This window comes from Methylosinus sp. (assembly GCF_036560965.1).
Classification (GTDB): domain Bacteria; phylum Pseudomonadota; class Alphaproteobacteria; order Rhizobiales; family Beijerinckiaceae; genus Methylosinus.
This window is the reverse complement of record NZ_DATBQF010000054.1, coordinates 45,328-70,868: the sequence shown is the minus strand read 5'-3', so window position 1 is coordinate 70,868 and position 25,541 is coordinate 45,328. Positions and strand designations below refer to the sequence as shown.

31 protein-coding genes are annotated in these 25,541 nt (G+C 66.8%); 11 read left to right on the top strand and 20 right to left on the bottom strand.

Annotated elements, in window-relative coordinates:
* Window positions 1-126 precede the first annotated feature (126 nt).
* A complete protein-coding gene (locus VIF40_RS13715) occupies window positions 127-1,263 on the bottom strand; it encodes an L-lactate dehydrogenase (RefSeq protein WP_331938070.1) in 1,137 nt (378 codons plus the stop codon).
* Window positions 1,264-1,469: 206 nt separating this feature from the next.
* Between VIF40_RS13715 and VIF40_RS13710 the strand changes: the two genes are divergently transcribed.
* Both VIF40_RS13710 and VIF40_RS13705 read left to right on the top strand, forming a co-directional pair.
* Entirely contained in the window at window positions 1,470-2,924 is a 1,455-nt protein-coding gene (locus tag VIF40_RS13710; RefSeq protein WP_331938069.1) for a DUF1800 domain-containing protein, read from the top strand.
* A gap of 2 nt (window positions 2,925-2,926) precedes the next feature.
* On the top strand, window positions 2,927-4,153 hold the full coding sequence (locus VIF40_RS13705) for a DUF1501 domain-containing protein (RefSeq protein ID WP_414684810.1): 1,227 nt from the start codon (window positions 2,927-2,929) through the stop codon (window positions 4,151-4,153).
* A 17-nt stretch (window positions 4,154-4,170) separates the two neighbouring features.
* On the opposite strand, the gene VIF40_RS13700 is transcribed toward VIF40_RS13705, so the two are convergent.
* Entirely contained in the window at window positions 4,171-4,608 is a 438-nt protein-coding gene (locus VIF40_RS13700) for an iron-sulfur cluster assembly scaffold protein (RefSeq protein WP_331938068.1), read from the bottom strand.
* A gap of 130 nt (window positions 4,609-4,738) precedes the next feature.
* Between VIF40_RS13700 and folE the strand changes: the two genes are divergently transcribed.
* The 3 genes from folE to VIF40_RS13685 all read left to right on the top strand — a co-directional run bounded on the left by folE (window position 4,739) and on the right by VIF40_RS13685 (window position 6,990).
* Window positions 4,739-5,368 (top strand): GTP cyclohydrolase I FolE, encoded by a 630-nt coding sequence (gene folE, locus VIF40_RS13695; protein ID WP_331938067.1) that lies wholly within the window; start codon window positions 4,739-4,741, stop codon window positions 5,366-5,368.
* Between the two features lie 58 nt (window positions 5,369-5,426).
* Window positions 5,427-5,822, top strand: a complete 396-nt coding sequence (hisI, locus tag VIF40_RS13690; RefSeq protein ID WP_331938066.1) for a phosphoribosyl-AMP cyclohydrolase — start codon at window positions 5,427-5,429, stop codon at window positions 5,820-5,822.
* A gap of 121 nt (window positions 5,823-5,943) precedes the next feature.
* Window positions 5,944-6,990 (top strand): patatin-like phospholipase family protein, encoded by a 1,047-nt coding sequence (locus VIF40_RS13685; RefSeq protein WP_331938065.1) that lies wholly within the window; start codon window positions 5,944-5,946, stop codon window positions 6,988-6,990.
* Between the two features lie 88 nt (window positions 6,991-7,078).
* Here VIF40_RS13685 and VIF40_RS13680 read toward each other — a convergent pair whose 3' ends face one another.
* The gene (locus VIF40_RS13680) at window positions 7,079-7,510 is read right to left on the bottom strand and encodes a CBS domain-containing protein (protein ID WP_331938064.1); all 432 of its coding nucleotides are present in this window, start codon (window positions 7,508-7,510) and stop codon (window positions 7,079-7,081) included.
* Between the two features lie 38 nt (window positions 7,511-7,548).
* Window positions 7,549-8,340, bottom strand: a complete 792-nt coding sequence (locus tag VIF40_RS13675; protein ID WP_331938063.1) for a rhomboid family intramembrane serine protease — start codon at window positions 8,338-8,340, stop codon at window positions 7,549-7,551.
* Between the two features lie 162 nt (window positions 8,341-8,502).
* Between VIF40_RS13675 and VIF40_RS13670 the strand changes: the two genes are divergently transcribed.
* Complete coding sequence (locus tag VIF40_RS13670) at window positions 8,503-9,099, top strand: PAS domain-containing protein (protein ID WP_331938062.1); 597 nt, start codon at window positions 8,503-8,505, stop codon at window positions 9,097-9,099.
* An 80-nt stretch (window positions 9,100-9,179) separates the two neighbouring features.
* Here VIF40_RS13670 and smbP read toward each other — a convergent pair whose 3' ends face one another.
* Together smbP and VIF40_RS13660 are read right to left on the bottom strand one after the other, a co-directional pair.
* A complete protein-coding gene (smbP, locus tag VIF40_RS13665) occupies window positions 9,180-9,515 on the bottom strand; it encodes a small metal-binding protein SmbP (protein WP_331938061.1) in 336 nt (111 codons plus the stop codon).
* 147 nt (window positions 9,516-9,662) lie between these two features.
* Window positions 9,663-9,869, bottom strand: coding sequence for a hypothetical protein (locus VIF40_RS13660; RefSeq protein WP_331938060.1), 207 nt, complete (start codon window positions 9,867-9,869; stop codon window positions 9,663-9,665).
* Between the two features lie 408 nt (window positions 9,870-10,277).
* On the opposite strand from VIF40_RS13660, the gene VIF40_RS13655 reads away from it, so the two are divergent.
* Window positions 10,278-10,487 carry a hypothetical protein gene (locus tag VIF40_RS13655; protein WP_331938059.1) on the top strand — a complete coding sequence of 70 codons (210 nt, stop codon included), beginning with the start codon at window positions 10,278-10,280 and terminating at the stop codon, window positions 10,485-10,487.
* A 7-nt stretch (window positions 10,488-10,494) separates the two neighbouring features.
* Here VIF40_RS13655 and VIF40_RS13650 read toward each other — a convergent pair whose 3' ends face one another.
* From VIF40_RS13650 to motA, 11 genes are all read right to left on the bottom strand, one after another.
* Window positions 10,495-11,589 carry a flagellar basal body P-ring protein FlgI gene (locus tag VIF40_RS13650; protein WP_331938058.1) on the bottom strand — a complete coding sequence of 365 codons (1,095 nt, stop codon included), beginning with the start codon at window positions 11,587-11,589 and terminating at the stop codon, window positions 10,495-10,497.
* The gene (flgA, locus tag VIF40_RS13645; RefSeq protein WP_331938057.1) at window positions 11,589-12,053 is read right to left on the bottom strand and encodes a flagellar basal body P-ring formation chaperone FlgA; all 465 of its coding nucleotides are present in this window, start codon (window positions 12,051-12,053) and stop codon (window positions 11,589-11,591) included. The genes VIF40_RS13650 and flgA overlap by 1 nt, the downstream gene beginning before the upstream one ends.
* Window positions 12,050-12,838, bottom strand: coding sequence for a flagellar basal-body rod protein FlgG (gene flgG / locus VIF40_RS13640; protein ID WP_331938056.1), 789 nt, complete (start codon window positions 12,836-12,838; stop codon window positions 12,050-12,052). The genes flgA and flgG overlap by 4 nt, the downstream gene beginning before the upstream one ends.
* 18 nt (window positions 12,839-12,856) lie before the next feature.
* Window positions 12,857-13,177, bottom strand: coding sequence for a flagellar hook-basal body complex protein FliE (locus VIF40_RS13635; RefSeq protein ID WP_331938055.1), 321 nt, complete (start codon window positions 13,175-13,177; stop codon window positions 12,857-12,859).
* Window positions 13,174-13,593, bottom strand: a complete 420-nt coding sequence (gene flgC / locus VIF40_RS13630) for a flagellar basal body rod protein FlgC (protein ID WP_331938054.1) — start codon at window positions 13,591-13,593, stop codon at window positions 13,174-13,176. The genes VIF40_RS13635 and flgC overlap by 4 nt, the downstream gene beginning before the upstream one ends.
* Window positions 13,594-13,601: 8 nt before the next feature.
* Complete coding sequence (locus VIF40_RS13625) at window positions 13,602-13,985, bottom strand: flagellar basal body protein (protein ID WP_331938053.1); 384 nt, start codon at window positions 13,983-13,985, stop codon at window positions 13,602-13,604.
* 74 nt (window positions 13,986-14,059) lie between these two features.
* Window positions 14,060-15,148, bottom strand: coding sequence for an EscU/YscU/HrcU family type III secretion system export apparatus switch protein (locus tag VIF40_RS13620; RefSeq protein WP_331938052.1), 1,089 nt, complete (start codon window positions 15,146-15,148; stop codon window positions 14,060-14,062).
* Window positions 15,149-15,161: 13 nt separating this feature from the next.
* Complete coding sequence (locus VIF40_RS13615) at window positions 15,162-16,184, bottom strand: flagellar motor switch protein FliG (protein ID WP_331938051.1); 1,023 nt, start codon at window positions 16,182-16,184, stop codon at window positions 15,162-15,164.
* 18 nt (window positions 16,185-16,202) lie between these two features.
* Window positions 16,203-16,502 carry a flagellar motor switch protein FliN gene (gene fliN / locus VIF40_RS13610; RefSeq protein WP_331938140.1) on the bottom strand — a complete coding sequence of 100 codons (300 nt, stop codon included), beginning with the start codon at window positions 16,500-16,502 and terminating at the stop codon, window positions 16,203-16,205.
* Between the two features lie 137 nt (window positions 16,503-16,639).
* The gene (locus tag VIF40_RS13605) at window positions 16,640-17,584 is read right to left on the bottom strand and encodes a FliM/FliN family flagellar motor switch protein (RefSeq protein WP_331938050.1); all 945 of its coding nucleotides are present in this window, start codon (window positions 17,582-17,584) and stop codon (window positions 16,640-16,642) included.
* Between the two features lie 5 nt (window positions 17,585-17,589).
* A complete protein-coding gene (motA, locus tag VIF40_RS13600) occupies window positions 17,590-18,459 on the bottom strand; it encodes a flagellar motor stator protein MotA (RefSeq protein WP_331938049.1) in 870 nt (289 codons plus the stop codon).
* A gap of 156 nt (window positions 18,460-18,615) precedes the next feature.
* Between motA and flgF the strand changes: the two genes are divergently transcribed.
* The 3 genes from flgF to VIF40_RS13585 all read left to right on the top strand — a co-directional run bounded on the left by flgF (window position 18,616) and on the right by VIF40_RS13585 (window position 21,193).
* Entirely contained in the window at window positions 18,616-19,338 is a 723-nt protein-coding gene (gene flgF / locus VIF40_RS13595) for a flagellar basal-body rod protein FlgF (RefSeq protein ID WP_331938048.1), read from the top strand.
* Window positions 19,335-20,669: a flagellar protein export ATPase FliI gene (gene fliI / locus VIF40_RS13590; RefSeq protein ID WP_331938047.1), complete on the top strand. Its 1,335-nt coding sequence runs from the start codon at window positions 19,335-19,337 to the stop codon at window positions 20,667-20,669. Before flgF ends, fliI begins: the two co-directional genes overlap by 4 nt.
* 80 nt (window positions 20,670-20,749) lie before the next feature.
* Window positions 20,750-21,193: a hypothetical protein gene (locus VIF40_RS13585; RefSeq protein WP_331938046.1), complete on the top strand. Its 444-nt coding sequence runs from the start codon at window positions 20,750-20,752 to the stop codon at window positions 21,191-21,193.
* Between the two features lie 10 nt (window positions 21,194-21,203).
* Here VIF40_RS13585 and VIF40_RS13580 read toward each other — a convergent pair whose 3' ends face one another.
* Window positions 21,204-21,752 carry a hypothetical protein gene (locus tag VIF40_RS13580; RefSeq protein WP_331938045.1) on the bottom strand — a complete coding sequence of 183 codons (549 nt, stop codon included), beginning with the start codon at window positions 21,750-21,752 and terminating at the stop codon, window positions 21,204-21,206.
* A gap of 250 nt (window positions 21,753-22,002) precedes the next feature.
* Between VIF40_RS13580 and VIF40_RS13575 the strand changes: the two genes are divergently transcribed.
* Complete coding sequence (locus tag VIF40_RS13575; protein WP_331938044.1) at window positions 22,003-23,196, top strand: hypothetical protein; 1,194 nt, start codon at window positions 22,003-22,005, stop codon at window positions 23,194-23,196.
* A 12-nt stretch (window positions 23,197-23,208) separates the two neighbouring features.
* Here the strand turns inward: VIF40_RS13575 and VIF40_RS13570 are convergent, their stop codons facing one another.
* Both VIF40_RS13570 and VIF40_RS13565 read right to left on the bottom strand, forming a co-directional pair.
* Window positions 23,209-23,700, bottom strand: a complete 492-nt coding sequence (locus tag VIF40_RS13570; protein ID WP_414684808.1) for a transglycosylase SLT domain-containing protein — start codon at window positions 23,698-23,700, stop codon at window positions 23,209-23,211.
* Between the two features lie 46 nt (window positions 23,701-23,746).
* Window positions 23,747-24,832, bottom strand: a complete 1,086-nt coding sequence (locus VIF40_RS13565; protein ID WP_331938042.1) for a flagellar hook-length control protein FliK — start codon at window positions 24,830-24,832, stop codon at window positions 23,747-23,749.
* Window positions 24,833-25,541 lie beyond the last annotated feature (709 nt).

The following is a 25,541-nucleotide window of genomic DNA, read 5'->3' as shown; positions in this document are numbered from 1 at the left end:
CCAGAGGGAGCGCGATCGTTGATTCGTTGCGCCAAGCTTTTTGCTATCTGATACTCCATGAGTCGAGCAGTTTTCTATCCCGATATGAAGCATATCTACGTATTTAATTCAACGATGAGCGACCCGCTATCTCTGGGCCGAGATACACAGCCCCACGCCCTTCACCTCCCCCACCCCGCACAACATCATCCCCACCCGCAGCTCCGCCGCGACAATATCCAGCATGGTCTCCACGCCCCCCTGCCCCGCCGCGGCCAGCGCATAGGCGTAGGCGCGGCCCAGCAGAACGCCCTTCGCGCCCAGCGCCAGCAGGCGCAGCACGTCGAGGCCGGAGCGGGCGCCGGAATCGGCGAGGAGGAGGAGATCGTCGCCCACCGCGTCAGCGATGCGCGGCAGCATGCGGGCGACGGAGGGCGCGCCGTCGAGCTGGCGGCCGCCGTGATTGGAGACGACGATCGCCTCCACGCCGCAGCGGACGGCGTCGCGCGCGTCGGCCTCGTCCAGCACGCCTTTCAGAATGATGCGGCCGCCCCAGCGCGCGCGCACCCAATCCAGCGTCGACCAGTCGAGCGTGGGATCGACATTGGCGGCGATGTCGCGCAGATAATTCTGCTGCTTCATCGCGCCGCCGAGATAGGCCGCGACATTGCCGAGATCATGCGGCCGGCCCATGAGGCCGACGTCCAGCGCCCAGCCGGGCCGGCCCAGCGCCTGCAACAAGCGCCGCTGCGCCGCGAAGGGGCCGGACATGCCGGAATGCGCGTCGCGATAGCGTATGCCGAGCGCCGGCAGATCGACGGTGAACACCAGCGTCTCGACGCCGGCGGCTTTCGCCCGCGCCAGCATATTCTCCATGAAGCCGCGATCCTTCAGCATATAGAGCTGTAGCCAGATCGGCCGCTCGCTGGCCGCGGCGACCTCCTCGATCGAGCAGACCGAGAGAGTGGAGAGAATGAAGGGCACGCCCTTTTTCGCCGCCGCCCGCGCGCCCTGGACCTCGCCGCGCCGCGCGAGCATGCCCGCCATGCCGATGGGCGCGATCAGCACGGGCAGATTCGCCGCGACGCCGAGCCATTGCGTCGAGAGATCGACAGTCCCGACGCCCTGCATCACGCGCTGGCGCAGCGTCACGCTCTGGAGATCGGCCCTATTGGCGGCGAGCGTGCGCTCGGCGCCGGCGCCGCCGTCGATATAGTCGAACAGAAAGCGCGGCAGGCGACGCCGCGCGGCGTCCCGATAGTCGCAAGCGGAAGAGATGATCATCGCGGCCCTCTCGCGCATCCCCGCCGGCGCTGTCGTTGTTCCGCCGCGGAATCGCGCGCCATCTTCTACACCGGAACGCGCGCGGGAACGCGAAATCATGGACCGCTCCGCCCGCGGTTCATCCCCTGGTCATCTGCGCGGGCGCATAGACGCGGCGCCGCTATTTCGCGGCTTCGATCGATGGAGAGACCATCGGTGGAGGGACCATGGCCGTCGATCCCGATCCTCGCGGGGCGCTGATCGCTCTCAACCGTTTCGGCCTCGGCGCCAAGCCCGGCGATCTCGCCGCAGCCGCCGCCGATCCGCGCGGCTTTCTGCTGGAGGAGCTGCGCCGGACCGGCGTCGCGCGGCTCGACGCCGCGTCGCTCGCCCTGTCCAATGTCGCCCTGCAGGCGCTGTTCGCCGATCAGCAGGAAAAGCGCATGGAGCGCGAGCGGGTCATGGCGGTCGAGACGACGCGCGTCTCCATGGTCGGCCCGGCGGCGGCGATGGCCGCGCCCGCCGCGCCGCCGCCCGGCGTCGACGGCAAGCCGAAGCCACAGGAGCCGCCGGTCGAGCAGAAATTGTTTCGCGCCGAGGCGATGGCGCGCTTCGACAAGCAGGCGAGCGCTCAGGCCGGCTTCGTCGAGCGGCTCGTCGCCTTCTGGTCGAACCATTTCGCGGTCTCGGTCGCCAAGGGGCAATTCGTCCGCGTCGCCGCCGGGCCGTTCGAGCGCGAGGCGATCCGGCCGCATGCGCTCGGCCGTTTCGCCGATATGCTGGCGGCGGTCGAGAGCCATCCGGCCATGCTGTTCTATCTCGACAATCAGCGCTCCATCGGGCCGGGCTCGGCGGCCGGGCGTTTCGCCGGCAAGGGCCTCAACGAGAATCTGGCGCGCGAGATTCTGGAGCTGCATACGCTGGGCGTCGGCGGCGGCTATTCGCAAGCCGATGTGACGGCGCTGGCGCGCATCATCACCGGATGGAGCTTCGCCGAGGCCGAGAGCGAGGCCGGCGAGCCGGGCGGCTTCGTGTTCAAGGCCAATTGGCACGAGCCCGGCGCGCCGACGCTGCTCGGCAAGAGCTATCCGCAGACGGGACGCGATCAGGGCGCGGCGGCGCTCGCCGACATTGCGCGCCATCCGGCGACGGCGACGCATCTCGCGACGAAGCTGGCGCGCCATTTCATCGCCGACGCGCCGCCGAAGCCGATCGTCGAAGCCTTGGCGAAGACGTTCCGCGAGACGGACGGCGATCTCGCCGCCGTCGCCGAGACTTTGATCGAGAGCGATCTCGCCTGGAGCGCGCCCTTCTCGAAAATTCGCACGCCGGACGAGTTTCTCGTCGCCGCGGCGCGGGCGACCGGCGCCCTTCCGAATGATCCCGGCCAATATCTCAATATGCTGAATGCGATGGGAATGCCGCTGTGGCAGCCGCCCGGCCCCAATGGCTATCCCGACAGGCTCGACGCCCTGGCCTCTCCCGAGGCGATGAAATTGCGCCTCGACGTCGCCTGGCAGATCGCCCAGCGGTCGAAAGACATCGGCCATCCGCTCAGCGTGCTCGACACGGCCGCCGGCCTCGCCGCCTCGCGCGAGACCCGAGAGGCCGTCTCCCGCGCGGAATCGCGTCCGCAGGCGCTCGCCATTCTTTTGATGTCCCCCGAATTTCAACGGAGGTGACGATGATGTCTCATGCTTCTGCCGCTCTCTCCCGACGCCGTCTTCTCGCGCTCGGCGGCGTCTCGCTGGCGCTGGCGCATTTTCCACGTCCCGCGAGCGCTGCGGCGGCGCGCGATCCGCGCCTGATCGTCGTGGTGCTGCGCGGCGCGCTCGATGGTCTTTCGGCGGTCGCGCCGATCGGCGATCCCGATTATGTGGCCTTGCGCGGGGCGCTGGCGCTGTCGCCCATCGGCGACAAGCCGGCCTTGCCGCTGGACGGATTTTTCGCGCTTCATCCCGCGATGCCGGTCTTCGCGCGGCTCTACAAGGAAGGCCGAGCGAGCGTCGTTCACGCGGTCGCGACGAGCTATCGCGATCGATCGCATTTCGACGGGCAGGACGTGCTGGAAAGCGGCTACGCCGGGCCGGGCCACACCGAATCCGGCTGGCTCAATCGCGCCGTCTTCGCGCTGCAAGCCGCCGAGCCGGCGCGCCGCCGCGGGCTCGGCGTGGGCGCGGCGCCGCCGCTCGTCATGCGCGGGCCGGCGCCGACGCTGGGCTGGGCGCCGCAAGTGCTGCCGCCGGCGGGCGAGGATCTCGCCCAGCGCGTGCTCGATCTCTACACCCATAGCGATCCGGTCCTCGGCGCGGCGCTGCGCGCCGGGCTCGACGCCGACAGGATCGCCGCCGCCGGCGGGCTCACCGGCGATATGGCCAAGGCGCGCGGCGGCATGGATCAGCCCAATGGCATGCGCCAGGCGGCGATGGGCGCGGCGCGGCTGCTGGCGACGCCGGACGGCCCCCGCGTCGCGGCGCTCGCCTTCGACGGCTGGGACACGCACGCCAATGAGAACGGCCTGTTGGCCACGCGCCTCGCGGGCCTCGACGGCGCCCTCGAGGAATTCGAGAAGGGCCTCGGCGAAGCGTGGAAGGACACGGCCGTCGTCGCCATCACCGAATTCGGCCGCACGGCGCGCATCAACGGCACCGGCGGCACCGATCACGGTGCGGCGAGCGTCGCTTTTCTGGCCGGCGGCGCTGTGAAGGGCGCGCGCATCATCGCCGACTGGCCCGGCTTGAAGACGAGCCAGCTCTATCAGGGACGCGACCTCGCCCCGACGCATGATCTGCGCGCGGTGCTGAAGGGCCTGCTCGCCGATCAATTCGGCCTCCCCGCGCAAGCGCTCGCGGAAAAGGCCTTTCCCGACTCCGCCGCGGTCGCGCAGATGTCGGGCTTGATCGCCGGATGAGAGCGCCGAAGCGCCCCTCAGCCGGCCTGCCGCTTCTCGATCTGGCCGATCGCGTCGACGACGGCGTCGAAGGTCAGAAGCGTCGAGGCGTGGCGCGATTTGAAGTCGCGCACCGGCTCCAGAATGGCGATTTCCTCCCATTTTCCGTCCGGGGGGGCGCCATTCTCCTTCAGCATTTTGCGGACGGTCTCGCGCAGGGCGCGCAACTCTCGCGGCGTGGAGCCGACAATGTTGCGCGCCATGATCGAGGAGGCCGCCTGACCCAAGGCGCAGGCTTTGACCTCATGTGCGAAATCCGCCACTTTTCCATCGGATAGGGTGACGTCCACAGTCACGGTCGATCCGCAGAGCTTGGAATGGGCGGTGGCGCTGGCGTCTGGGGCCGCGAGACGACCGACACGCGGTATCTGCGCGGCAAGCTCCAGGATGCGCTGGTTGTAGACTTGATCGAGCATTGTGGCCGATAAGTTGCTAGCTGGGGGGTTACGTGGAATCCTGACACTGAGTATATAATTCCATGGGCCGCGTTGAAAGCGGCCGTCGTCCCCGAAATGGTCGGGCCCGTAATTTCTCTGGAGGCGCCACATGGATGCCGTGGTTAAGTCCTTGCTCGACCGTCCCGAGACGGCCGAGACGCCCGTCCAACGTCCGACCCGCGAGGAAGCGGAGGCGGCAGTGCGCGTGCTGCTGCGCTGGGCAGGCGACAATCCCGACCGCGAAGGCCTCAAGGAGACGCCGCGCCGCGTCGTGAAAGCCTATGAGGAGTTCTTCCGCGGCTATACCGAGGACGCCGGCGAAGAGCTGGCCCGCGTCTTCGAGGAGGTCGAGGGGTACGACGACCTCGTGCTGGTGCGCGACATTCCGTTCTTCTCGCATTGCGAGCATCACGTCGTTCCCTTTGTCGGAAAAGCGCATATCGCCTATTATCCGACAGGCGGCGTCGTCGGCCTGTCCAAGCTCGCGCGCCTCGTCGACGTCTACGCCCGCAGGCTGCAGACGCAGGAAGCCATGACGGCGCAGATCGCCACCGCCATCAATCAGCATTTGACCCCGCGCGGGGTCGCCGTGCTGGTGGAGGCGGAGCATATGTGCATGTCCATGCGCGGCGTGATGAAGCAGGGCTCTTCCACGGTGACGGTGCAGTTCTCGGGCGTGTTCCGCGACGATCCCGCCGAGCAGGTGCATTTCTACACGCTGCTGCGCGGCGCCCGCTGAGCCTTCGCCCCGAACCTTCGCCTCGAGCCTTCGCCGAACGACACCCCGGAGACCCGCAATGTCCGCTCTGCCGCCGGCCGAGGCTCACGCGCTCGAGGAGGGCCTCGCCTTCACCCCGCGCTATGACGCGCAGGGGCTCATCGTCTGCATCACCATCGAGGCGGCGACCAAGGAGGTGCTCATGGTCGCCTATATGAACGAGCTCGCGCTTTCGAAGACGATCGAGACCGGGATCGCGCATTATTGGTCGCGCTCGCGGCAGAGCCTGTGGCGCAAGGGCGACACCTCGGGCCAGGTGCAGAAAGTCGTGTCGCTCGAAGTCGACTGCGACCAGGACGCGCTGCTGCTGACGGTCGAGCCCGGCGGCGATGGCAAAGCCTGCCACACGGGGCGAAAGTCCTGCTTCTATCGTCGCTTGGACCCCGTCTCCGGCCGTCTCGTCCTCGCCGGCTGAGCCGGCCGGGACACGCTCGCCCGCGCATCCGGCGCCGTTAACCCGGCGGCTACTTTCTGCGCGCAGCCTTCCTCCCAATATAAGAAAAAATCGCCTTGGGAGGAAAACGAGGAGCGCCTCGATGACGGCCTTTTTCCGCAATCCGTTCGAGAGATGGTCTGCAGACGGCGACGGCGTGATCGCGCCTCCGGTCGACGGGCCGCCGACGCCGATCGCCGAGCCCGAGAAGCCCGAGAGCAGGCCGAGGATCGGCCTGGCGCTGGGCGCCGGCGCGGCGCGCGGCTGGTCGCATATCGGCGTGCTGCGCGAGCTCGCGGCGCATGGCATCGTTCCGGACGTCGTCGCGGGCACCTCGATCGGCGCCGTCGTGGGCGCCTGCTACGCGGCCGGCAAGCTCGACGCGATCGAGGCCTTCGCGCGCTCGATGACCAAGCGACGCGTGTTCACCTTCATGGACTTGTCCTTTTCCGGCATGAGCCTCATCGGCGGCGAGCGTCTGCGGGCCGCGCTCGAGAAGGAGCTCGCCGATTTGATGATCGAGGATCTGCCGGTCGCTTTCGCCGCCGTCGCGACCGAGGTCGGCACCGGACACGAGGTCTGGCTGAAGCGCGGCGCGCTCGCGCCGGCGGTGCGCGCCTCCTACGCTCTGCCCGGCATTTTCGAGCCGGTGCGCATCGGCGACCGCTGGCTGTTCGACGGCGCGCTGGTCAATCCGATCCCGATCACCGTCTGCCGGGCGCTGGGCGCCGATTTCGTGATCGCGGTCAATGTCACCGCCGACACTATGTATCGCTCCCATGTGATCCACGACCATCACGCCCATGCGGCCGGCGGCGCCGTGGAAGCGGGCGCGGGCGCGCCCTTCGGCGCGGCGTCCGAGCCCGGCCTCGCGGCGCATCTGCTGCCGCGCTATTTCCAGCGCCGTCCCAGCGCCGCGCCCAATGTCGCCGCCTCGATGATCGACGCCTTCAACATTATTCAGGATCGCATTTTGCGCTCGCGCATGGCCGGCGATCCTCCGGACGCGACGATCCACGCGCGCCATGAGGAGGTCGGCATGTTCGACTTCCACCGCGCCAAGGAATTGATCGAGCTGGGCCACGAGGCGACGAGACGCTCGCTGCCCAATATTTTCGCGCATATCCCGCTCATCGGCGCGACGCCGTGACCGGCTGGAGCGAGAGACATCGCGCTCCTGCCGAACACCGCTCCGCCGAACATCGCTCCCGCCGACTCGCCGTTGCGCGCGGGAGCTCTCAGGCGGTCGCGATATAGGCGCGCAATTCCTGACGCTCGGCCTCGATCTCGTCGATCCGGCATTTGACCACGTCGCCGATCGAGACGAGGCCGGCGAGCCGCCCGCCGCGCAGCACCGGCAGATGACGGCGGCGTTCCACGGTCATCGCCTCCATCGTCGCTTCCAGCGTATGGTCTTCGGCGATCGACATGGGATCGGCGGTCATGAAGCGCGCGACCTCGTCGCAGAGCGCCTCGACGCCATAGCGAGCGATGGCGCCGACGATGTCCCGCTCGGTGATGAGGCCGACGACCTCGTCGTCGGAATTGACGACGACGAGCGCCCCGATCCCACGGCGGGTCAATTCCTCCGCCACTTGCAGCAATGTCCGTCTCGGAGCGATGGTGACGACCTCGGCCCCCTTGCGGGCGAGTATGCGGGCGACGTTCATATCGAAATCCCTCCCCTCTCGCTTTATAGAACCGTCTTCTAGCGTCTCGTCTCCTGGCCTCCGTCACGGCGGCGGTCGAAAGCGCCGAACAGCAGCAGGCCGGCCGCGAATCCCCCGATATGCGCCTCCCAGGCGATCTGCTCCGTCGACCCCGCCGCCCCGGGGAACAGGCCGAAAATCAGATTGACCGCGAACCAGAGCCCGACAAAGGCGAGCGCACGCCGGTTGGACCAGAGCTCGGCGAGGCTCGACGCGCGTCGCGACGCCACAGGCGCTCCGAAATCCGCATCCCGGGCGAAAGCGAAACGCGCGCTCGCCGCCATGGTTCCCGAGATCGCCGCGGAGGCGCCGACGACCGGGCCGAGACCGAAGGGGTGGATCGCAAAATGCGCCGCCGCGCCGGCGGCCGCCGTCAGCGCCATGAAGGCCAGGAAGCGCGCCGCGCCGAAACGGCGGGCCAGCGGCGAGCCGAAGGCCGCGAGCGTCACCCCATTGACCGCGAGATGCGTCCAATTGGCGTGCAGCAGCGCATAGGTGACGAAGGTCCACCAGGGCAGGCGCCCGACGCCGAGCGCCTCCGCTATGTCGCTCGCCTCGACGCCCGGGGCCAGCTGAGCGGCGATGGAGCGCATGAAGGCGTCCGGCGCCAGGACGATCGAAATCCGTCCCGGCACGAAGGCCAGCGCCGAGAAGACCTCGGAGACCGTCGCCGCCGGCAGCGCGCCGAGCGCGAATTGAATCGCCGCCAGCGCCGCGAGCAGCCCGGTGATCTCACGGGGCAAATTGAGGATTTTCTCCCTGGCGGGACGCGCCTCGGATCGTTCGTTCATCTTTCGCCCGCCTCGCCTTCGCGGAAGCCGCCCGTCCGCGTGGTTACCGATTCCTTGCCGCTGGCATGCCGTCTGCTCTTCAGCTCTCGCCGCTCGGGGGCGGGCGGCAGGGCGCGCCGATTCGACGCAAAGTCCTTAACGATACGCCGTTTTGGAAACAAAATGAGACACAAGGTCAACCAGCAACTCTACGCTTATTGGAGCCGCTTGAAGGGGGCGCGGTCGGCGCCCGAGCGGTCCGAAATCGACCCGGCGGAAATTCGCGAGGCGCTGCCCGATTCCTTCATCATCGAGATCGACGAGGCGGGCCGGTTCCCGATCCGCCTGTGCGGCACGCGGCTGAACGCGCTCTGGCTCGACGAGCAGAAAGGGAAGTCCTTTCTCGATCTGTGGTCCGCCGACGATCGCCGAACGCTCGCCTCCGTCATGTTGACGGTCATTGACGGGGTGGCGCCTGTCGTGGCCGGGGTCGAGGGACGCGCCGGCGACGAAGGCGATCTATTGGAGCTCGAGCTGCTCCTGCTGCCCTTGCGTCATTTCGGCAAGACGCATTCCCGCGTGCTCGGCGCGCTCGCGCCGGCGCGCCGTCCGCGCTGGCTCGGCGTGGCGCCGGCCAGCCCGCTGCGGCTGAAGTCGTTTCGCGTCATCGCGCCGAGCGAGGCGCGATTCCGTCTGCTGGAGCCGACCGGCCGCCGCGTGGTGCGCCCCGCCTCGGCCGGACGTCCGGAGCTCGTTCTCTATCGGGGCGGAAAAGCCTGAAGCCTTCGCGCGGGCCGCGGCGCGCCTCCCATCGGGGGGCGCGCCGCGGCTTTCGCGTGGTTATTGCGCGACTTGCGAGATTATTGCGCGACCTGCTTGAGCTCGCCCTCGGCGGCCTTCGCATGGTCGGCGGCCTGCGCCAGATGGTTCTGGCGGGCCTCGTCGACCGCGGCCTTCAAATGGTCGATCGCGGCGGCGAGATGCGCGTCGGGCTTGAACTTCTGCAGCGACTCCGCCTTTTCCAGCGAGAGATCGGCATGATAGGCGAGCAGACCGGTGTCCTTGAGCTTGATCTGGGTGATCGCCTCCTCGACGTGGCGGAGGGCCTGATCGAGCCGGTCGTCGGCGAGAGCCAGGGTGGAGGCGAACAGCGCGCCGCCGAAAGCGAGCGTGAGAGCGGCGGTTTTGAACTTCATGGTCGTTTCCTCATGATCCGGCGGCCAGCACATCGCACTGAACGTGTCGACTTATCGCGGTTGCCGATGATCGTGTCCTGCATTTAAATGCAAGTCGGGGCGGCTTACTAGCCCATGTGTCCAATTTTCAGCCGCCCCCGCCGCGACTCACCAGAATTTCAGCGCCGCGAGCAGACCTTTTTGCGCCGCTTGGCGATCCTGCTCCCTGAGCTCCAGGAAGATTTGCCGCGCGCTCGCCCGCAATGCGAGGAGCTGTTCGTCCGAAATCTCGAAATCGACCGCCGCCGACCGTAATTCGCGGCGTGCGGAGTCGAGCTTCTGCTGCAGCAAGGCGATCAGGGAATTCTTTGCCATATTTTGTTCTCTCACTCGCTTGGGCGAGCCTGAGAGCGGGAGCGTGACGAGCGCTCGAATTCCCTCGAAGGGTTTCCTCAATCAGATTCGCCGGTCGGGCCTAGACCCCGGGCCCTCGGTATCGTCGAACGCCCACGCTCGAGCGTCGCGGCGATTATCATAGAAACCGCGTCGATCCGCAATCCGGCTGCAACGCAGTTGCGACCGCCGCCGGCGCAAATCGTTCGAATCTTGCACACTCGCTTGAATTTGCGCGATGAACGACGCCAGGCCGTTTTCCGCTGGCCCGGCGGCGGCCTCCCACCCGATTATGAGAGGGGCCGGCCGACGCCGCCACTGTCCCCCTACCGCCGGACCGCCCCGTCTCCCAATTATGGCGACGAGACCAAGCGCATCCTGGAGGAGCATATGGGTGATCAGATCGAGCTTTCGCTCACGCTCGAGCGCGTCGACGCAGCGACGCTGCTCGAATGCCTCGAGCGTCAGCTCGAAGCGCTGCAGAGGATCGAGCAGGACGCGGGCGTCGAGCTCTTCGCCGCCGCGCAACGCGAGAAGGCGGCCGTCATACCGGTCATCATGGCGCTGGAGAGCGCTCTGCGGACGAGCCGGCCGCATTGATCCGACGTTATTGGATGACGAGATCGGCCTGCAAGGCTCCCGCCGTCTTGATCGCCTGCAGGATCGAGATGATTCCGGTCGGCTTCAATCCGATCTGATTGAGCCCGCGCACCAGCGTGCGCAATGTCGGCCCCTCGAGCGTCGCGACGCCGCCGACCTCCTCGGTCGCGGTGATGCGCGTCTGGCTGGTGACCGTCGTCTTGCCATTGGAGAACGGCGCCGGCTGCGAGACTTCCGGCGTCTCGTTGATGCGCACGGTGAGGCCGCCATGCGTCAATGCGACCGGCGATATCTTCACATCCTGGCCGATCACCACAGTGCCCGTGCGCTCGTCGATGACGACGCGCGCGGGCGTGCTCGGCTCGACGCGCAGCTCGCCGATCTCGGCGAGCAGCCGCGTCGCGCCGCCGCGCGTGGAGGTCAGCGCGACGCTGCGGTTGTCGCGTTCGCGCGCGATCCGCTGATGATATTTCTCTTGGCTATAGCGATTGATCGCATCGGCGATCCGCACCGCGGTCTCGAAATCGGGATTGCGCAGCTCGAGCACCAGCGACCCATTCTCGCCGGACGGGCGCGGCGCCTCGCGCTCCACGCTGGCGCCATTGGGCACACGGCCGACGGTCGCGACGCCATGGGTCAGCGTCTCGTTCTGTCCGCCGACGGAAAAGCCCGACACCGCGATCGGCCCTTGCGCGATCGCATAGACATTGCCGTCGATGCCGGTGAGCGAGGTGAGGAGCAGCGTTCCGCCCATCAGCGAGGTCGCGTCGCCCATCGCCGACACGGTGACGTCGATGGTCGAGCCCCAGCCGGCGAAAGGCGGCAGCGCCGTCGTCACCATCACCGCGGCGAGATTGCGCGTGCGCAACGCGCTGTTGCGCACATTGACGCCGAGGCGATCCAGCATGGAGGACACCGATTGCTCGGTGAAAGGCGCATTGCGCAATGTGTCGCCGGTTCCCGCCAGGCCGACGACGAGCCCATAGCCGAGCAGCTGATATTCCCGCACGCCGCGCGGAAACGTAATGTCCTTGATGCGCACAACGGCGAGCGCCGGCGCGCCCATCAGCACGAGCAGAGCGAGCGCGACGAGCCTGCGCATCAGCCCTCGCTCACGCGAACGGAGCCATCCGCCTGCACACGGCCGGTGACGACGAGACCGCTGTCCTGATTGCGCACGCGAATGAGATCGCCGACCGAGCCCGCCTGAAGCGCGGAGCCATAAGCGACGATGACCATGCCGCCCTCGTCGAAGACGATCTTCACCGCCGCATTGACGCCGACGACCTTCGGCGCGTCGACCGCTATGATCGGAATCGGCCGATCCGGCAAAAGCGTGCGCCGCGCGATCTTGCCGACGAGCGCGCCCTTGGTCTCCGCCATCGAGCCGTCCACGCCCCCGCCGAAGCCGAAGGCGCGCTCGCCGAGCATGGAGTCGCGAATGACGTCGCCCGGATAGATGACGGCGAGCGGCACGGGGAGCATGCGCTCCTCCGCGCGCAGCGGCGTGAGGCCGCAGACCGTTGCGGCCAGCACGAGAGCGACGAGCCGCGGCAGCCGCATCATCGGATTCCCTTCGAGACAGTGCCCTCCATCTCGTCCACCGCCTGGATCACCTTGGAGCTGAGCTCGAAGGCGCGCTGCGCCGAGATGAGATTGACGAGCTCCTTGACCGGATCGACATTCGAGCTCTCGAGATAATATTGGCTGATCGTGCCGAAGCCCGGATCGCCCGGCACGCCGACCACCGGCGCGCCGGAGGCGACCGTCTGGCGGAACAGATTGCCGCCCAGCGCCTCGAGGCCCGATTCATTGGCGAAATTGGCGATCGTCAATTGCCCGAGCTGCTGCGGCGCCGTCTGCCCGCCGATCGTCGCCGAGATGACGCCCGACTGATTGATCGTGATCGCCGTGGCGTTGGTGGGAATGACGACGGTCGGCGTCACCAGATAGCCGTCGCCCGTCACCAATTGCCCATTGGCGTTGGTGCTGAAGGAGCCGGCGCGCGTATAGACCGTCTCGCTGTCCGGACCCACGATCTGAAACCAACCACGGTTCTGCAGCGCGAGATCGAGCTGATTGCCGGTCTGCGTGAGCGAGCCTTGCGTCTGCAGGCTGCGGATCGCCGCGAGCCGCACGCCGAGGCCGGTCTGCGATCCTTCCGGAATCGTCGCGTCGCGGCCGCGGTTGGAAACGCCCTGGAGACGGTCCGCCTGATAGAGCAGATCGGTGAACTCCGCACGCGAGCGCTTGAACGCAGTCGTGTTGATATTGGCGATGTTGTTGGAGAGAACTTCGATATTCTGCTGCTGGGCGTTCATGCCCGTGGCCGCGATGGCGAGCGCTCGCATTGTCTTACCGATCCTTGTTCAAATCGTCATCCGGCTGATTTCCTGATAGGCGCCGACCGCCTTGTCGCGCACGGCGATGGCTGTCTGCAGAGCGCGCTCGGCGGACATGATCTCGTCCACCACCTGCTGCGCCGAGGCCTTGCCCTGCACGCCGGCGATCGAGGCCGCCTCGCTCGATTTCACCTTGTCGATGACGCCCGTCGTGAGCTGATCGAGCACTTGCGAGAAAGACGTTCCGTCGACCGACGAAGCGGCTGCGCTCTTGGCTGCGCCGCCCAACGCCGACACGCCGGAGCTGGACGCGACAGAGGCGACGATTCCGGGCACGAGTCCGATCATTGGCTTCCCTTCAACAGATCGATCGTCATGGTGAGCAGATCGCGCGTCTGCTTCATGACCTGGAGATTGGCCTCATAGGCGCGATTGGCCTCGCGCATATCGGCGACCTCGGTGAGAATATTCACATTCGGGAATTTGACATTGCCGTTTTTGTCGGCGGCCGGATTGCCCGGATCATGCTCGACGCGAAACGGCGAACGATCGACGCCGACGGCGCCGACATGCACGAGCTCCGCGCCGGTCGCGCGATCGAGCTCATTGGCGAAGGTGACCGTCTTGCGCACATAAGGATTCGCGCCCGCAACCGGGCCCGTGGAGCGCGCATTGGCCATATTCTCGGCGACGACCCGCAGACGCGAGGATTGCGCCTCGAGGCCCGCGCCGGAAATTTTCATGGAGGCTTCGAGAGCGTCCATCTTTCGCATTATCCCTTCAACGTCGCCATCCACATTCCGTGGAACGACTTCATGATGTTGGTGCCGAGCGAGAAGGCGCCGCGAATTTCGCCCGCCTTCATCATCTCCTGCTCGAGACTGACAGAATTGCCCGACAGGCTCGTCTCCCAATTCGCGCCGTCCTTGGGCGAGGACGGGCGCGGATCGAAGGCGGCAGTCTGAATATGCAGCCCATTGGTGCCGGCGAGCTCCAATGCGCTGCGGTCCATGACCTTCGAGAAAGACGTGACGTCGACCGCCTTGTAGCCGGGCGTATTGGCGTTGGCGACGTTCTGGGACACAGCCGATTGGCGCGCGGAGAGCCAGCTCCGCTGCTTTTCGACGAGATCGAAGAGAAAAACAGGCTCGACCATGATGCCTCGCGCAGCGTTCGTATTCGCAACGCTATTCGGCTGGTCTTGCGTCAAGCTGGAATTCTCGCACGCGATCAGCGTGACGCGGGACGCGCCGGCGCGCGGCCGCCATTGTGCAGGAAGTGAATGAGCTCGGCGACCGGCCGATAGAACTCCTGCGGGATCATCTTATCGACCTCGACGAGGTCGTACATGGCGCGCGCCAGCGCTTGGCGCTCGAGCACGGGAACGCCATTGGCCTCGGCGATTTCCCTGATCTTCAGCGCGATCAGATCCGTTCCCTTGGCGACGACGAGCGGCGCGCCGCCTTCCTCGCGCACATAGCGTAGAGCGATGGCGTAATGAGTGGGATTGGCGATGACGAAGGTCGCGCGTGGAACCGCCGCCATCATCCGTTTGCGCGTACGATCGAGCGCGATGGAGCGCAGGCGCGCCTTCATCATCGGATCGCCTTCCGACTGCCGATGCTCTTCCTTGATCTCCTGGCGACTCATGCGCATGTCGCGGCGCCATTTCGATCGGCTCCAGGCGAAATCCGCCATAGCCAACAGAACGACCGGAATGCAGATGACGCTGGTCAAGCGAATGACGAGCTTGAGCAGCAGTCCCGGCACCTGACCGGGCTCGACGCGCATCGAATCGGTGATGAGCCCGCGGTCGACGTTGAGCGAAAAAACAACCGCGCCCGCGATGATGACGATCTTGGCCACCGACTTGGCGAGCTCGACGACGCCGCCGATGCTGAAGATGCGCTTCAATCCCTCCATCAGGGAGATGCGCGAGAAGTCCGGCTCGATACGCTGGAAGACGAGACGCGGCGAGCCCTGGAGGAATGCGGCGACCAGCGCCGCGACGATGAACATGCCGAGAATCGGCGTGAGAAACGCGCTGGTCTCCAGCACCACCGTCCGCGACTGCATATAGGCGTCCGCGCCATTGGTCAGCGCGAACTGACCGACATTGCCGAGCATCAACGCCAGCGAGCCGGCGAGATGCGCGCCGGCCGACTGGACGACGAAGGCGGCGCAAAGGAGAAACGTGAGGAAGAGCGTGGCGATCGACAGATCGCGGGAGACGGGAGTCTTGCCCTGCTCCAAGGCGTCGAGAATCTTCTTCTCTGTCGCCTCTTCTGTTCGGGATTCCTTGTCGTCCGTGTCGCTCATCGCTCAGAGGCCGTCATTCGGCGACCTCCTCGGACGAGCGCGAGAGATCGATCTTGCCTTGCTCGGCGAGCCGCAGAACCGTATCGGCGATGATTCGGCGCGCCTCCATCACGTCGCGGCGCTGCGGCGTGGCGCCGCTCGCGAGCTCGGCCTCCACCATGCGCCGCGTGCGGGCGGAGAGCGCCGCGAGCGCGAAGTCGCGAACCTCCACCTCGGCGCCGCGCAGCGCCATGATGACGCGGTCCGCGGGAATGGCGTCGAACAGAATCATGCGGGCGCGGACGTTGAGCTTGGTGATGTCGTCGAAATTGAAGAGCATGCCCTTCAGCGCCTCGGCGTCGCGCGGGCGCCGCTCGGCGAGGCTGCGCAGCACGCCGTCCGCATGCTCGCGCTCCATCTTGTTGATGATCGCCGCGAGCTTGGCGTTTTTCGCAGCGGAGGCGGTGAGCTCGGAGTTCTGCAGAAGATCCTCCTGCAAAGTGGTCTCGAGCAGCCGCAGCGCCTCGTCGGTCACCGCCTTCGACGACAGCATGCGACGCATGACGTCGTCGCGGAACTCGGCCGGAAGGATCGACAACGCCTTGGCGGCGCGCGCCGGATCGATCTGCGACAGCGTCAAGGCCGTTGTCTGCGGATGCTCTTTCGAGAGATATTCGATGAAGGCGGCTTCCGGCGCGGAGCCGACGCGGCCCCAGACGGCGCTGTTCGAGCTGCCGAGCACATCCGACATGATCTCGGCGATCTGATCGGGCGGAATCACGCCCGTCAGCAGCTTCTCGGCCTCGCCGGCCGTGCCGCGGAGATCCGACCCGCCGCTCTCCAGCCGCGCCATGAAATCGTCGATGAGCGGCTCGATCGTGCTGGCGGAAACCGAGCCGAGGCCGGCCGCGAATTTGGTGATCTGCCGCAGCTCGTCGCGGTCGAAATGCTTGAGAACGCGCTGCGCCACGTCCTTGTCGACCGACAGCAGCAGCGCCGCCACTTTCTCAGGGCCGTTGAGCGTCCGGCCCGCGTCGGCGGCTATCAAATTCGTCATTGCGGGCTCCCGCCTCCGTCACATGCGCCGCGCGCCGCTCCCGGGCTCGATGATCTCGGTGAGCGAGACCCCGAAGCGCGTGTTGTCGTCCTCGACCACGACCACCTCGCCGCGCGCGATGAGCCGCCCATTGACGACGACATCGACCGGCTCGCCGATCTTCTGGTCGAGCGGCACGATCGCGCCGCGTCCGAGCTTGAGCAGATTGGAGACCGGCATGGTCACCGAGCCGATCACCACCTGCATGACCACGGGAATCCGCAGGATCGATTCGAATTTCCGCGGATCGATCTCGGGCTCGCTGACCCGCGATTCCATCACGAAATCCTCGCCGATCGCTCGGGAGCCGCCGATCAGCCTCTCGAGCTCCTCGCTCTTCGAGCTCTCCAAGTCGAACTCACCCATGTCGATCTCTCCAATGTCGTCCTCGGACGCCGCCGCCGTCCCGCCTGCGCTCAGCCGCGCAGGACGTCGTCGATGAATTCCTGCTGCTGATCCACGAAATCGTCGATGCGAATCGTATAGGAGCCGTCCTTCTGGCCGATCTCGCACCAGAACAGCGATTGGCCTTCGCACATCAGCGCGACCAGACCCGTCGGCGACACCGGCAGCTCGATGACCTGGCCGACCTCGAAACGCGCGACATCGGCGAGCGTCAGATCGGTCTTCTCCATCACCGCGCTCAACGTCACCTCCGTCTGCGTGACGCGCTCCTTCATCCGCTTCGCCCAAAGCGGATCGGCCGAAGGCGCCGCCGTCGACGCCGCCTGCGACAGCGCGTCGCGCATCGGATCGAGCGTCGCCTGCGGAATGGCGACGAACAGCTCGCCCTCCGTTCCGAAGGCGCGCAGCCGGCAACGGCAGACCACGCAAAAGCCGTTCTTGCGCGCGCCGCCCGCGGGCTCCGCGCGAGCCTCCGCCGGCTCGAGCGAAAAGCTGGTTCCGGCCAGCGAGAGGAAGGCCGCCTGCAGCGCCGACGTCACCCGCGCAAAGGCCAGCATGCCGACGCGCGTCTCGATCGCCGTGAGCGCGCGCTCCATGTCATAGGGCGTCTCGGAGCCGTCCGAGCCGAACAGCGCCTCGAGCAGCGTGAACACGAAGCGGCGATCGGCGCCGATGATCGTCTTGGCGTCCAAATCCGCGCCGGAGACATAGGCGGCGGCGAGCGCCGAGCGCTCCGCCTCGACCACGACGTCGCCGGCGCGCGCGACGCTGGTCGCCTCCACGACGAACTGCATCGCGCCTTCGGCGAGCCCGCGCATCGAATCCTGCACCTCCGACGCCATAGCGTCGAGCACGGCGCGCAAGAGCGGCATGCGATCGAGCGACGGGCCGCCGCCAGAGAGCAAGCGCTCCCTCACTCCTCGCGAGGCGTATTCGACGGCGCGGTCCATGCTCATGCCTATCACGCCGCCTCGGCGGCGCCGCCGGAGAGCGTCTCGTTCTCGACCTCGTCGATCGAGGGGCGCTCGTGGGAGGGAATGGATTTGCGTCCGTGCTCGACGGCCACTTGCGGCATGGCGCCGTTCATGAAGGCGAGCAGCGTCTGCTTGACGATGACGTAGAGATGGCATTCCTTGCTGCGCGCCACCTTGACCTTGAAGGCGAGCGGCGTGACGATGCCGTATGAGACGAAAATGCCGGCGAACGTGCCCACCATGGCGGCGCCGATGAGGCCGCCGAGCAGCTCCGGCGATTGATCCAGCGCGCCCATCGCCTTGATGACGCCGAGCACCGCCGCGACGATGCCGAGCGCCGGCAGGCCGTCGCCGACCGAGGTCAGCGCATGATAGGGCTTCAGCCGGTCATAGCGGATGGCGGCGATCTCCTCGTCCATCAGCGCCTCGATCTCGAAGGTGCGGACATTGCCGATGATGAAGAGCCGGCAGTAATCGCAGATGAAGGTGGTCATCTCCTTATTGGCGAGCACCTTCGGAAATGCGGTGAAAATCTTCGATTCCGCCGGATTGTCGACATGCGCCTCGACCTCGTTGCGCGGCTTGCTGCGCAACTCGCGCATCAATGCGTGCAGCAGGCCGAGAATGTCGAGGAAGTCGCGATGCTTGGGGCCTTTGTCGAGGACGGCCTGGCCGAGCGCCTTGCCGGTGTCCATGATCACTTTGGTCGGATTGGCGACGACGAAAGTGCCGAGCGAGGAGCCCATGATGATCACGAACTCCCATGGCTGCCACAGCACGATCAAATGGCCGCCGAGCGCGGCGAAGCCTCCGAACATGCATCCCATCGTGATGATCAGCCCGACTAAAAAGCCCATGACGCCGTCTCTCCCGATGCAACCGCATCTGTGGAATTAGTGAGCGTCGCTTGCGCGAAGCTGACATTTTCTTTCAGCTTCACACAAGCAAAACCGGGCAATTTCAGGAAAGAGCGACGGGATCGAGCCGCCGCGCTGGGCACGGAAATCGAGAACATGCAATCGGCCTTTTACGTCTCGCTTTCGGCGCAAGTGTCGGTCGACAAGCGGCTGGAGACTCTCGCCAACAACATCGCCAATGCGGCGACGCCCGGCTATCGCGCAGACGGCGTGAGCTTCCAGCAGGTCGTCTCCGCGACCGACACGAGCAAGACCGCCTATGTGTCGGCCGGCAAGGATTTCATCTCGCGCGCCGTCGGCGAGCTCACCAAGACCGGCGACCCTTACGACATCGGCATCGTCGGCAATGGCTTCTTCGCGATTCGCACGCCGGACGGAACCGCCTACACGCGCGACGGACGCATGCGCATGTCCGATACGGGCGATCTCCAAACGGTCGGAGGCTTTCCCATTCTCGACGCCGGCAATTCGGCCGTCGTGCTCGATCCCAATGGCGGTCCGCCGATGATCTCGCGCGATGGAATGATCACGCAGAGCGGAAGGCAGATCGGCGCCGTCGGCCTCTTCGCCGTCGACGAGACCGCCGATCTGACCCGCGGCCCGAACGCCAGCATCATCCCTTCCAAGCCCGCCACCGCAGTGCTCGATTTCGTGCGCAACGGCGTGCAGCAGGGCTTCATCGAAGGCTCCAACGTCAATCCGATTCACGAAATGGCCAAGCTGATCGCCACATCGCGCGCTTTCGACAGCATGAGCTCGATGAACGACATGCTCGACAGCTCGCAGCGCGAAGCGATTCGCACGCTCGGCGGCTCATGACCTCGCTGCAACGACTTCGCGAGGCCGTCGAGCGCCATCAGCGCCGCGCCGAGCATTTTCGCGTCTTCGGGCTGGTGACGGAAGTGACGCCGTCGCATTGTCGGGTGAGCGGCCTTTCGGACTTCGTCGAGCTCGGCGAATGCGTGCGCATCGGCTCGCCGCAGGACGGCGCGCTGGGACAGGTCGTGCGCGTCGGCAAGGACGGCGCGATCGTCAAATCCTTCGACAACCGCGTGCGCATCGGCCTCAATTCGCCGGCCTATCGCGCCGGGCCGATCGCCGTCGCTCCCAATGACGACTGGGCCGGACGCGTGCTCGACGCCTTTGCGCGGCCGATCGACGAGCGCGGCGCCTTGTCGGAAGGCGACACCGCCTTCGACGTCGACGCCGCCGCGCCCAAGGCGATGCGCCGCAACCGCGTGAACGTCGGCGTGCGCACCGGCGTCAAGGCCGTCGATTGCTTCACGCCGATTTGCGCCGGACAACGCATCGGCATTTTCGCCGGCTCGGGAGTCGGCAAATCGACGCTGCTGGCCATGCTGGCGCGCGCGCCGGGCTTCGACACGGTGGTCATCTGCCTCGTCGGCGAGCGCGGCCGCGAGGTGCGGGAGTTTCTGGACGATGTGCTCTCCGGGCAGGCGAGCGAGTCGATCGTCGTCGTCGCGACCGGCGACGAGAGCCCGATGATGCGCCGTCTGGCGCCGCTGACGGCGACGACGATCGCGGAGTATTTTCGCGACATCGGGCGCAATGTTCTGCTCATCGTCGATTCCGTCACCCGCTTCGCGCACGCCTCGCGCGAGGTGGCGCTTGCCGCCGGCGAGCCGCCCGTGGCGCATGGCTACACGCCGAGCATATTCGCCGACATTCCGCGGCTGCTCGAGCGCGCCGGCCCGGGCGAGGAAGGACGCGGATCGATCACCGGCGTCTATTCTGTCCTCGTCGACGGCGACAATCACAATGATCCGATCGCCGATTGCGTGCGCGGCACGCTCGACGGCCATATCGTGCTCGATCGCGCCATCGCCGAGCAGGGCCGCTATCCGGCGATCGATCTCAAAGCGTCGATCTCGCGCCTCGCCCATCACGCATGGAAGCCCGAGCAACGGCATCTCGTGCAAAAGCTGCGCGCGCTGGTGTCTCGATATGAGGACACGCGCGATCTGCGCATGCTCGGAGGCTATCAACGGGGAACCGACACCGAGCTGGATCAGGCGGTCCAGCTGGTTCCCAAGCTCTATGATGCGCTGATCCAGTCGCCGCAATCGCCGCCGAGCGTCGATCCGTTCCGCGAGGTCGCCGACAAACTGCAGGGCGCGGCGCACGGCTGAGCGGAGCCCCGGCCCGCTCGATCAACCAATCTTTCACTCCTTCGCGGTCATGATCCCGGCCTCGCCTGCGGCTCGGAACCATGACGGATTTCGGAACCATTCTCGACTGCCTGGAAAAAGCGTCCCATCGAACGGAACGTGAGTCCGGGCCCCTGCGTCCCCCGCCGGTCGGGACGATTCTGCGCGCCGCCCCGCCGCCTGCGCCGCCCTCCGACGAAGACCGCGCAACCCGCGTCTGCCGCGCCTATGGCGTCGATCTCCCGAAGCCGCCCGAGCCGCCGCCCCCCGCCCCACAGCCGAAAGCAGCGCAGCTGCCGGAGCGCGAGGAGGCCCTCGCCGAGCTCATGCGCGCCGAAGGCTCGCTCGCAAAGCTCGGCGCGCTGCGACGGCGGCTCGCCTGGGCCTGCCACCCGGATCGACAGGAAAAGTCCCGTGCGCGGCAGGCCGAACGCCTGCTCGCGGAATTCAATGCGCAGATCGATCAGGCGATCGCGCGCGCGAATCCGCGCCTCCCTCGGCGATGATCCGCGCCGATCAATTGCCGATGACGACGCCGCCCGTCGCCACCAGCGCCCAATTCTCGCCGCGGCGCTCGAGCGCGGTGACCCGGCCGAGGCCCTCGACGAGATCGCCCGCCGAAACTTTGATGATCGCGTTCGGCGTCTGCAGCAGAGCGACGCCGGATCGCACGCTGAGCAGCGAGAAGCCGGGAACGCCGGCCTCCGATTGCGCCTCGCCGATCGAGCCGACGGGGGTGAAGTCGATCTTGCCGCGCTGATCCGCGACCTGAGTCTGAATGCGCCTCGCGGCGATGACCGTAGGACGGCTGTAGATCGCGAGATGCTCGAGACCGGCGAATTGCGGCTGCCGCTCCGCATTCGAGATCATATAGGCGGCGAAGGCCGTGGAGACGACAGCGAGACCGACGCCCGCGGTGCGCACCGCCATCTCGCCGATCTCGCGCGCGGGGCGCGTGGGCGGCGTGCGGCGATCCGCGACGAGCGGCGGCCTCGCAATCTTCGGCTTTGCGTTCGGCGGCGTGCGGCGCGTCGCATCGGGGCGAAATGTCGGAGCGTCAACCATGCGATCGTTCCTCGAATCGATGAACTAGAAATGGATAGCTCAAAATCGCACGAAGTTGAATCGCGCTGCGAAATTTCGACAAGCTTCGGGAAATGTTGAGTCGTTAGCAATCGCATCCGAAGCGAGACGCGGATCGACGGCCGAAATTCCTCGCCGCAGAGCGTGATGGCGAACCATATGGCCGAGTTCCGTTCGGCAATCGGAGCGGGCAGACGGTGAATTGATGCGTATGGACCGATCGTCGGATCCCATGAACACACTACCGATCGGCCTGGCGAAGCTCACGAGGCTCGCCTTCGCAGGAGTCGATCTGAGCCGCGTCGCCGGCCGCCTGCTCGGCATGTGCGAGCGCGACCCCGATCACGCCGGCGCGCTGATGGACCTCGCCGTCATCGATCAGCTCGAGGGAAATCTCGCGACAGGATTGAAGCGGCAGGCGATGGCGCTGAGCAAGCAGCGCGTGTTCCGCAGCACCTGCTGCGGCGCCAATCCGCGACTGCGCGTGCTGGCCTTCGTCGCCGCCGCGGATATCGGCGCCAACACGCCGCTGGAATTTCTGCTCGAAGGCTCGGACATCGCCTTGACGATGGTCTATGTGCTGGCCGGGCGCGCGCTGCCGACGGAGCTGCCGGACCATGATCTGGCTTTCGTCGCGATCGCCGCGACGCGCCCGAACCGCCCCCTGCTCGCCGAGCTCGAGGCGCTGCTCGCCTATTGGCCGACTCCGGTCGTCAATCTTCCCGGCCGCGTCTCCATGCTCGAGCCTGTCGAGCTCGCCGCCAATCTGACGGATGCGGGCCTGCGCACGCCTATTCTGCGTCGCGTCTTGCGCGACGAGCTGCGCGCCGCCACGTCTTCGCATGCTTCGGACTGGCGCTTTCCGATCGTCATCCGCGCCGTCGAGCAACGCAATGAGCGCGGCGCCGAGAAGATCGACACGCCGTTCGGGCTCACGCTCTTTCTCGGGAAGCGCTCCGATCGCTCTTATCTCGTGTCGCCCTTCGTCGATTGCCGAGGTCGTGACGGACTCTATCGCAAGATTCGGCTGCTCTTCATCGATCGCCGCCCCTACGCCTGTCATCTCGCCGTCTCGGAAGGCTGGAGCGGCTCCTATGTCGACGCCAGAATGGAAGCAGACATGCGGCGCCGGAGCGAGGAGGAGCGCTTCTTCGCCACCTTCGACACGGAATTCGTGACGCGTCACGCCGATACATTCGACGCTCTGGTCGAATGTATCGGCCTCACCTATTTCGGCGTCGATTGCGCGGAGACGGAGAATGGCGAGCTGATCGTCTTCAAGGTCGATCATACTCTGCTGGTCCATGACATGGACCCGGTCGACGTCTTTCCCTACAAGCCGCCGCAGATGCGCAAGATCTTCGACGCCTTCGCCTCCTATCTGCATCGCGCCGCGAGCGCGGCGGGCGAAACCGAGCCGCGCTGAACGCCGGCGCGCTCAGCGCGACGCGGCTTCCCGGCGCTGACGGCAGAAATCGCGCGAGGCGTCGGTCCAGGCGCCGAAGCCGCTGGCGATCATATTGCCGATGACCGAGCAGACGTAGCTCTTTTGCGCCGGCGCATTGTTCGGCCCCGCGTGATAGCGCGCGACGGCCGACGTCCAGCTTCCTTCCCTCTTGCGCAGATCCTTGAGGAAGCGCGCGGCGTAATCGACATTGGCGCGCGGATCGAACATCGCCTCCACGCTCGCGAATCTCGCGCCGTGGAAATGATGATTGACCTGCATGCAGCCGATGTCGATGAGCACGGCGCCGGATCGCCGCGCCGCGAGAAAGCGCATCATCGCCTCGCGGAAATCGGCGCTGAACACAGCGCGCCCTTCGACATTCATCGCGAAAGCGTTGAGCGCGCCTCTCTGCCCCGTCTCGGTGAGCGCCACCGCATAGAGCACAGCGAGCGGAACCGCATTCTCATTCGAGGCGCGGATCATCTCCCTTTCGCAAATATTGGAGGTCGGCCGGCCCTCGGCGCGCGCGTCACAGATAGAGGTCGCCGCCACGACGATCAGCGACGCGCCGATTGTCGCCGTTCGTCCCCGGCTCAGCGGCTTCGCCGCCGGCGCCGCGCCTGCGATCGCCCCCCTGTCCGCCATAGCCCGCTCCCTGTCGTCCGACGCTCTGCTCGTCGCGCCCGGCTCCTGCGCCGCTCGATTGCGCATAGGCCGCGCCGCCATCGGACGCGGCTTGCGCATTACCGCCATCCCCTGTGTTCTGGCCGATCTGAATCGTGCAGGAATCGACCGAGCAGCCGGACGATTGCATCGCCTCGATGAGCTGGTCGCGAGTCGAATCGAGCCGCCGCAGCGCCTCCGTCGATTCGACGCTGATGCGCATGTCGATTCCCGAATGCCCCAGCTTCATCTTGACGACGACCGCGCCGAGCGACGCAGGCTCCAGCTCGATCGTCAAAATTTTCGGCGCGACGCTCTGACGCTGCGTATCGGCGACAGGAGCCCCGCGTGCGGCGGCGGTAGTCTCGATCGGCGCCGATGCGGAGGCCAGCAGGCTGCGCGCTTGCGGCGCGAGCAATTCGGCGAACGCCGCCGGCAATTGCGTCGGCGACGCGAGAATGGCGAGCGTTCCGATCGATTCCGGCGCGCTTGCGCTCGTCGACGCCTCGTCGACCCGAGCGTCGCTCGACGTTGCGACGACAGTCGAAACGTACGCCGGCGCGAGCGACGCCTCGGCTGGCGCCGAGACGCCGCCCTGGACATCGAAGGCCCAAGGCTCGATGTCGACGGAAGCCGTCGATCGTCCGGCCGTCCCCGTGAATGCGCGATGATCAATGCCGCCTTCGCCGCTCGACGACGAGTCCTGCGCGCCACGCGCGCCGGCGAGCGGCGCTGCGACATCGGCGAAGGAATCGAGAGGCGTCGCTGCGTCAGTCGCGAACGCGCGACGATCATTGCTCGAGGAGCGATCCGCCGACCCCGGCGCCACCGTGCGAGCTCGGGTGGAAGCGGCGACGACGGGCGCTGCGTCCGCCGCCGCAAAGGCGACCTCAGCCGTCCGAGGCATGGCGTCGACGGCGACAGTCGAGGCCGGCGATGCGGTCTGCGACACTGCGCGAGCCTGCCGCGGCCGCATCGTCTCCTGCGACGGGCGCGGCTCCACGGCGATCGCCGCGCTGCGCGGTTCCGCGCCGCTATCGGCGACATGCGCCTGCGGTCGCCATCCAGTCGCGGTCTGCGTAGCAACGGCGCTCGACAAATCCTGCTGCGACAGCGCTGGCGACCATCCGTCGTTCGCAGAGACAAGATCAGCCGCAGCAGAGCTCGATCGCGCGATTTGATCGGAGACAGCGCTCGGGACGACGGGCCTACGCGTCGATGGCGCAGCCGTGGGCGGCCCCGAGCCGCGATCGGCGACGACGAACGGCGTCGATGCAGGATCGGCGATCCCAGCGCCTGCGGTCGTCTGCTCGAGGTCGGTCGATGTCGTCGGCGCGAAAGCGGGACTCGCGGCGATCGACGTCGCGCTGTGTCGATCTCGCGATTCCGAGACGAGAGCCGACTGCGCGTCCTCGTCGGCTCGCGTTCCGACGACGGCTGGACCCGCCGATGCTCGCCGTTGCGGCGCGGCGGAGAATGCATCGCTCGGCGCGACAGTCTCCGCAACCGCGGCGGCGCCGCCGAAAAGCACAGAGCGCGTCGCTTCCGACGCAGCATTCGTCGCATCGGATACGTAACTTGTATCGAAAGACGTCGGCGCGGCTCCGTCGCGACCCGCTGTGACGTCATCCGTCGACTGGTCGACGTCATATTGCGACGTC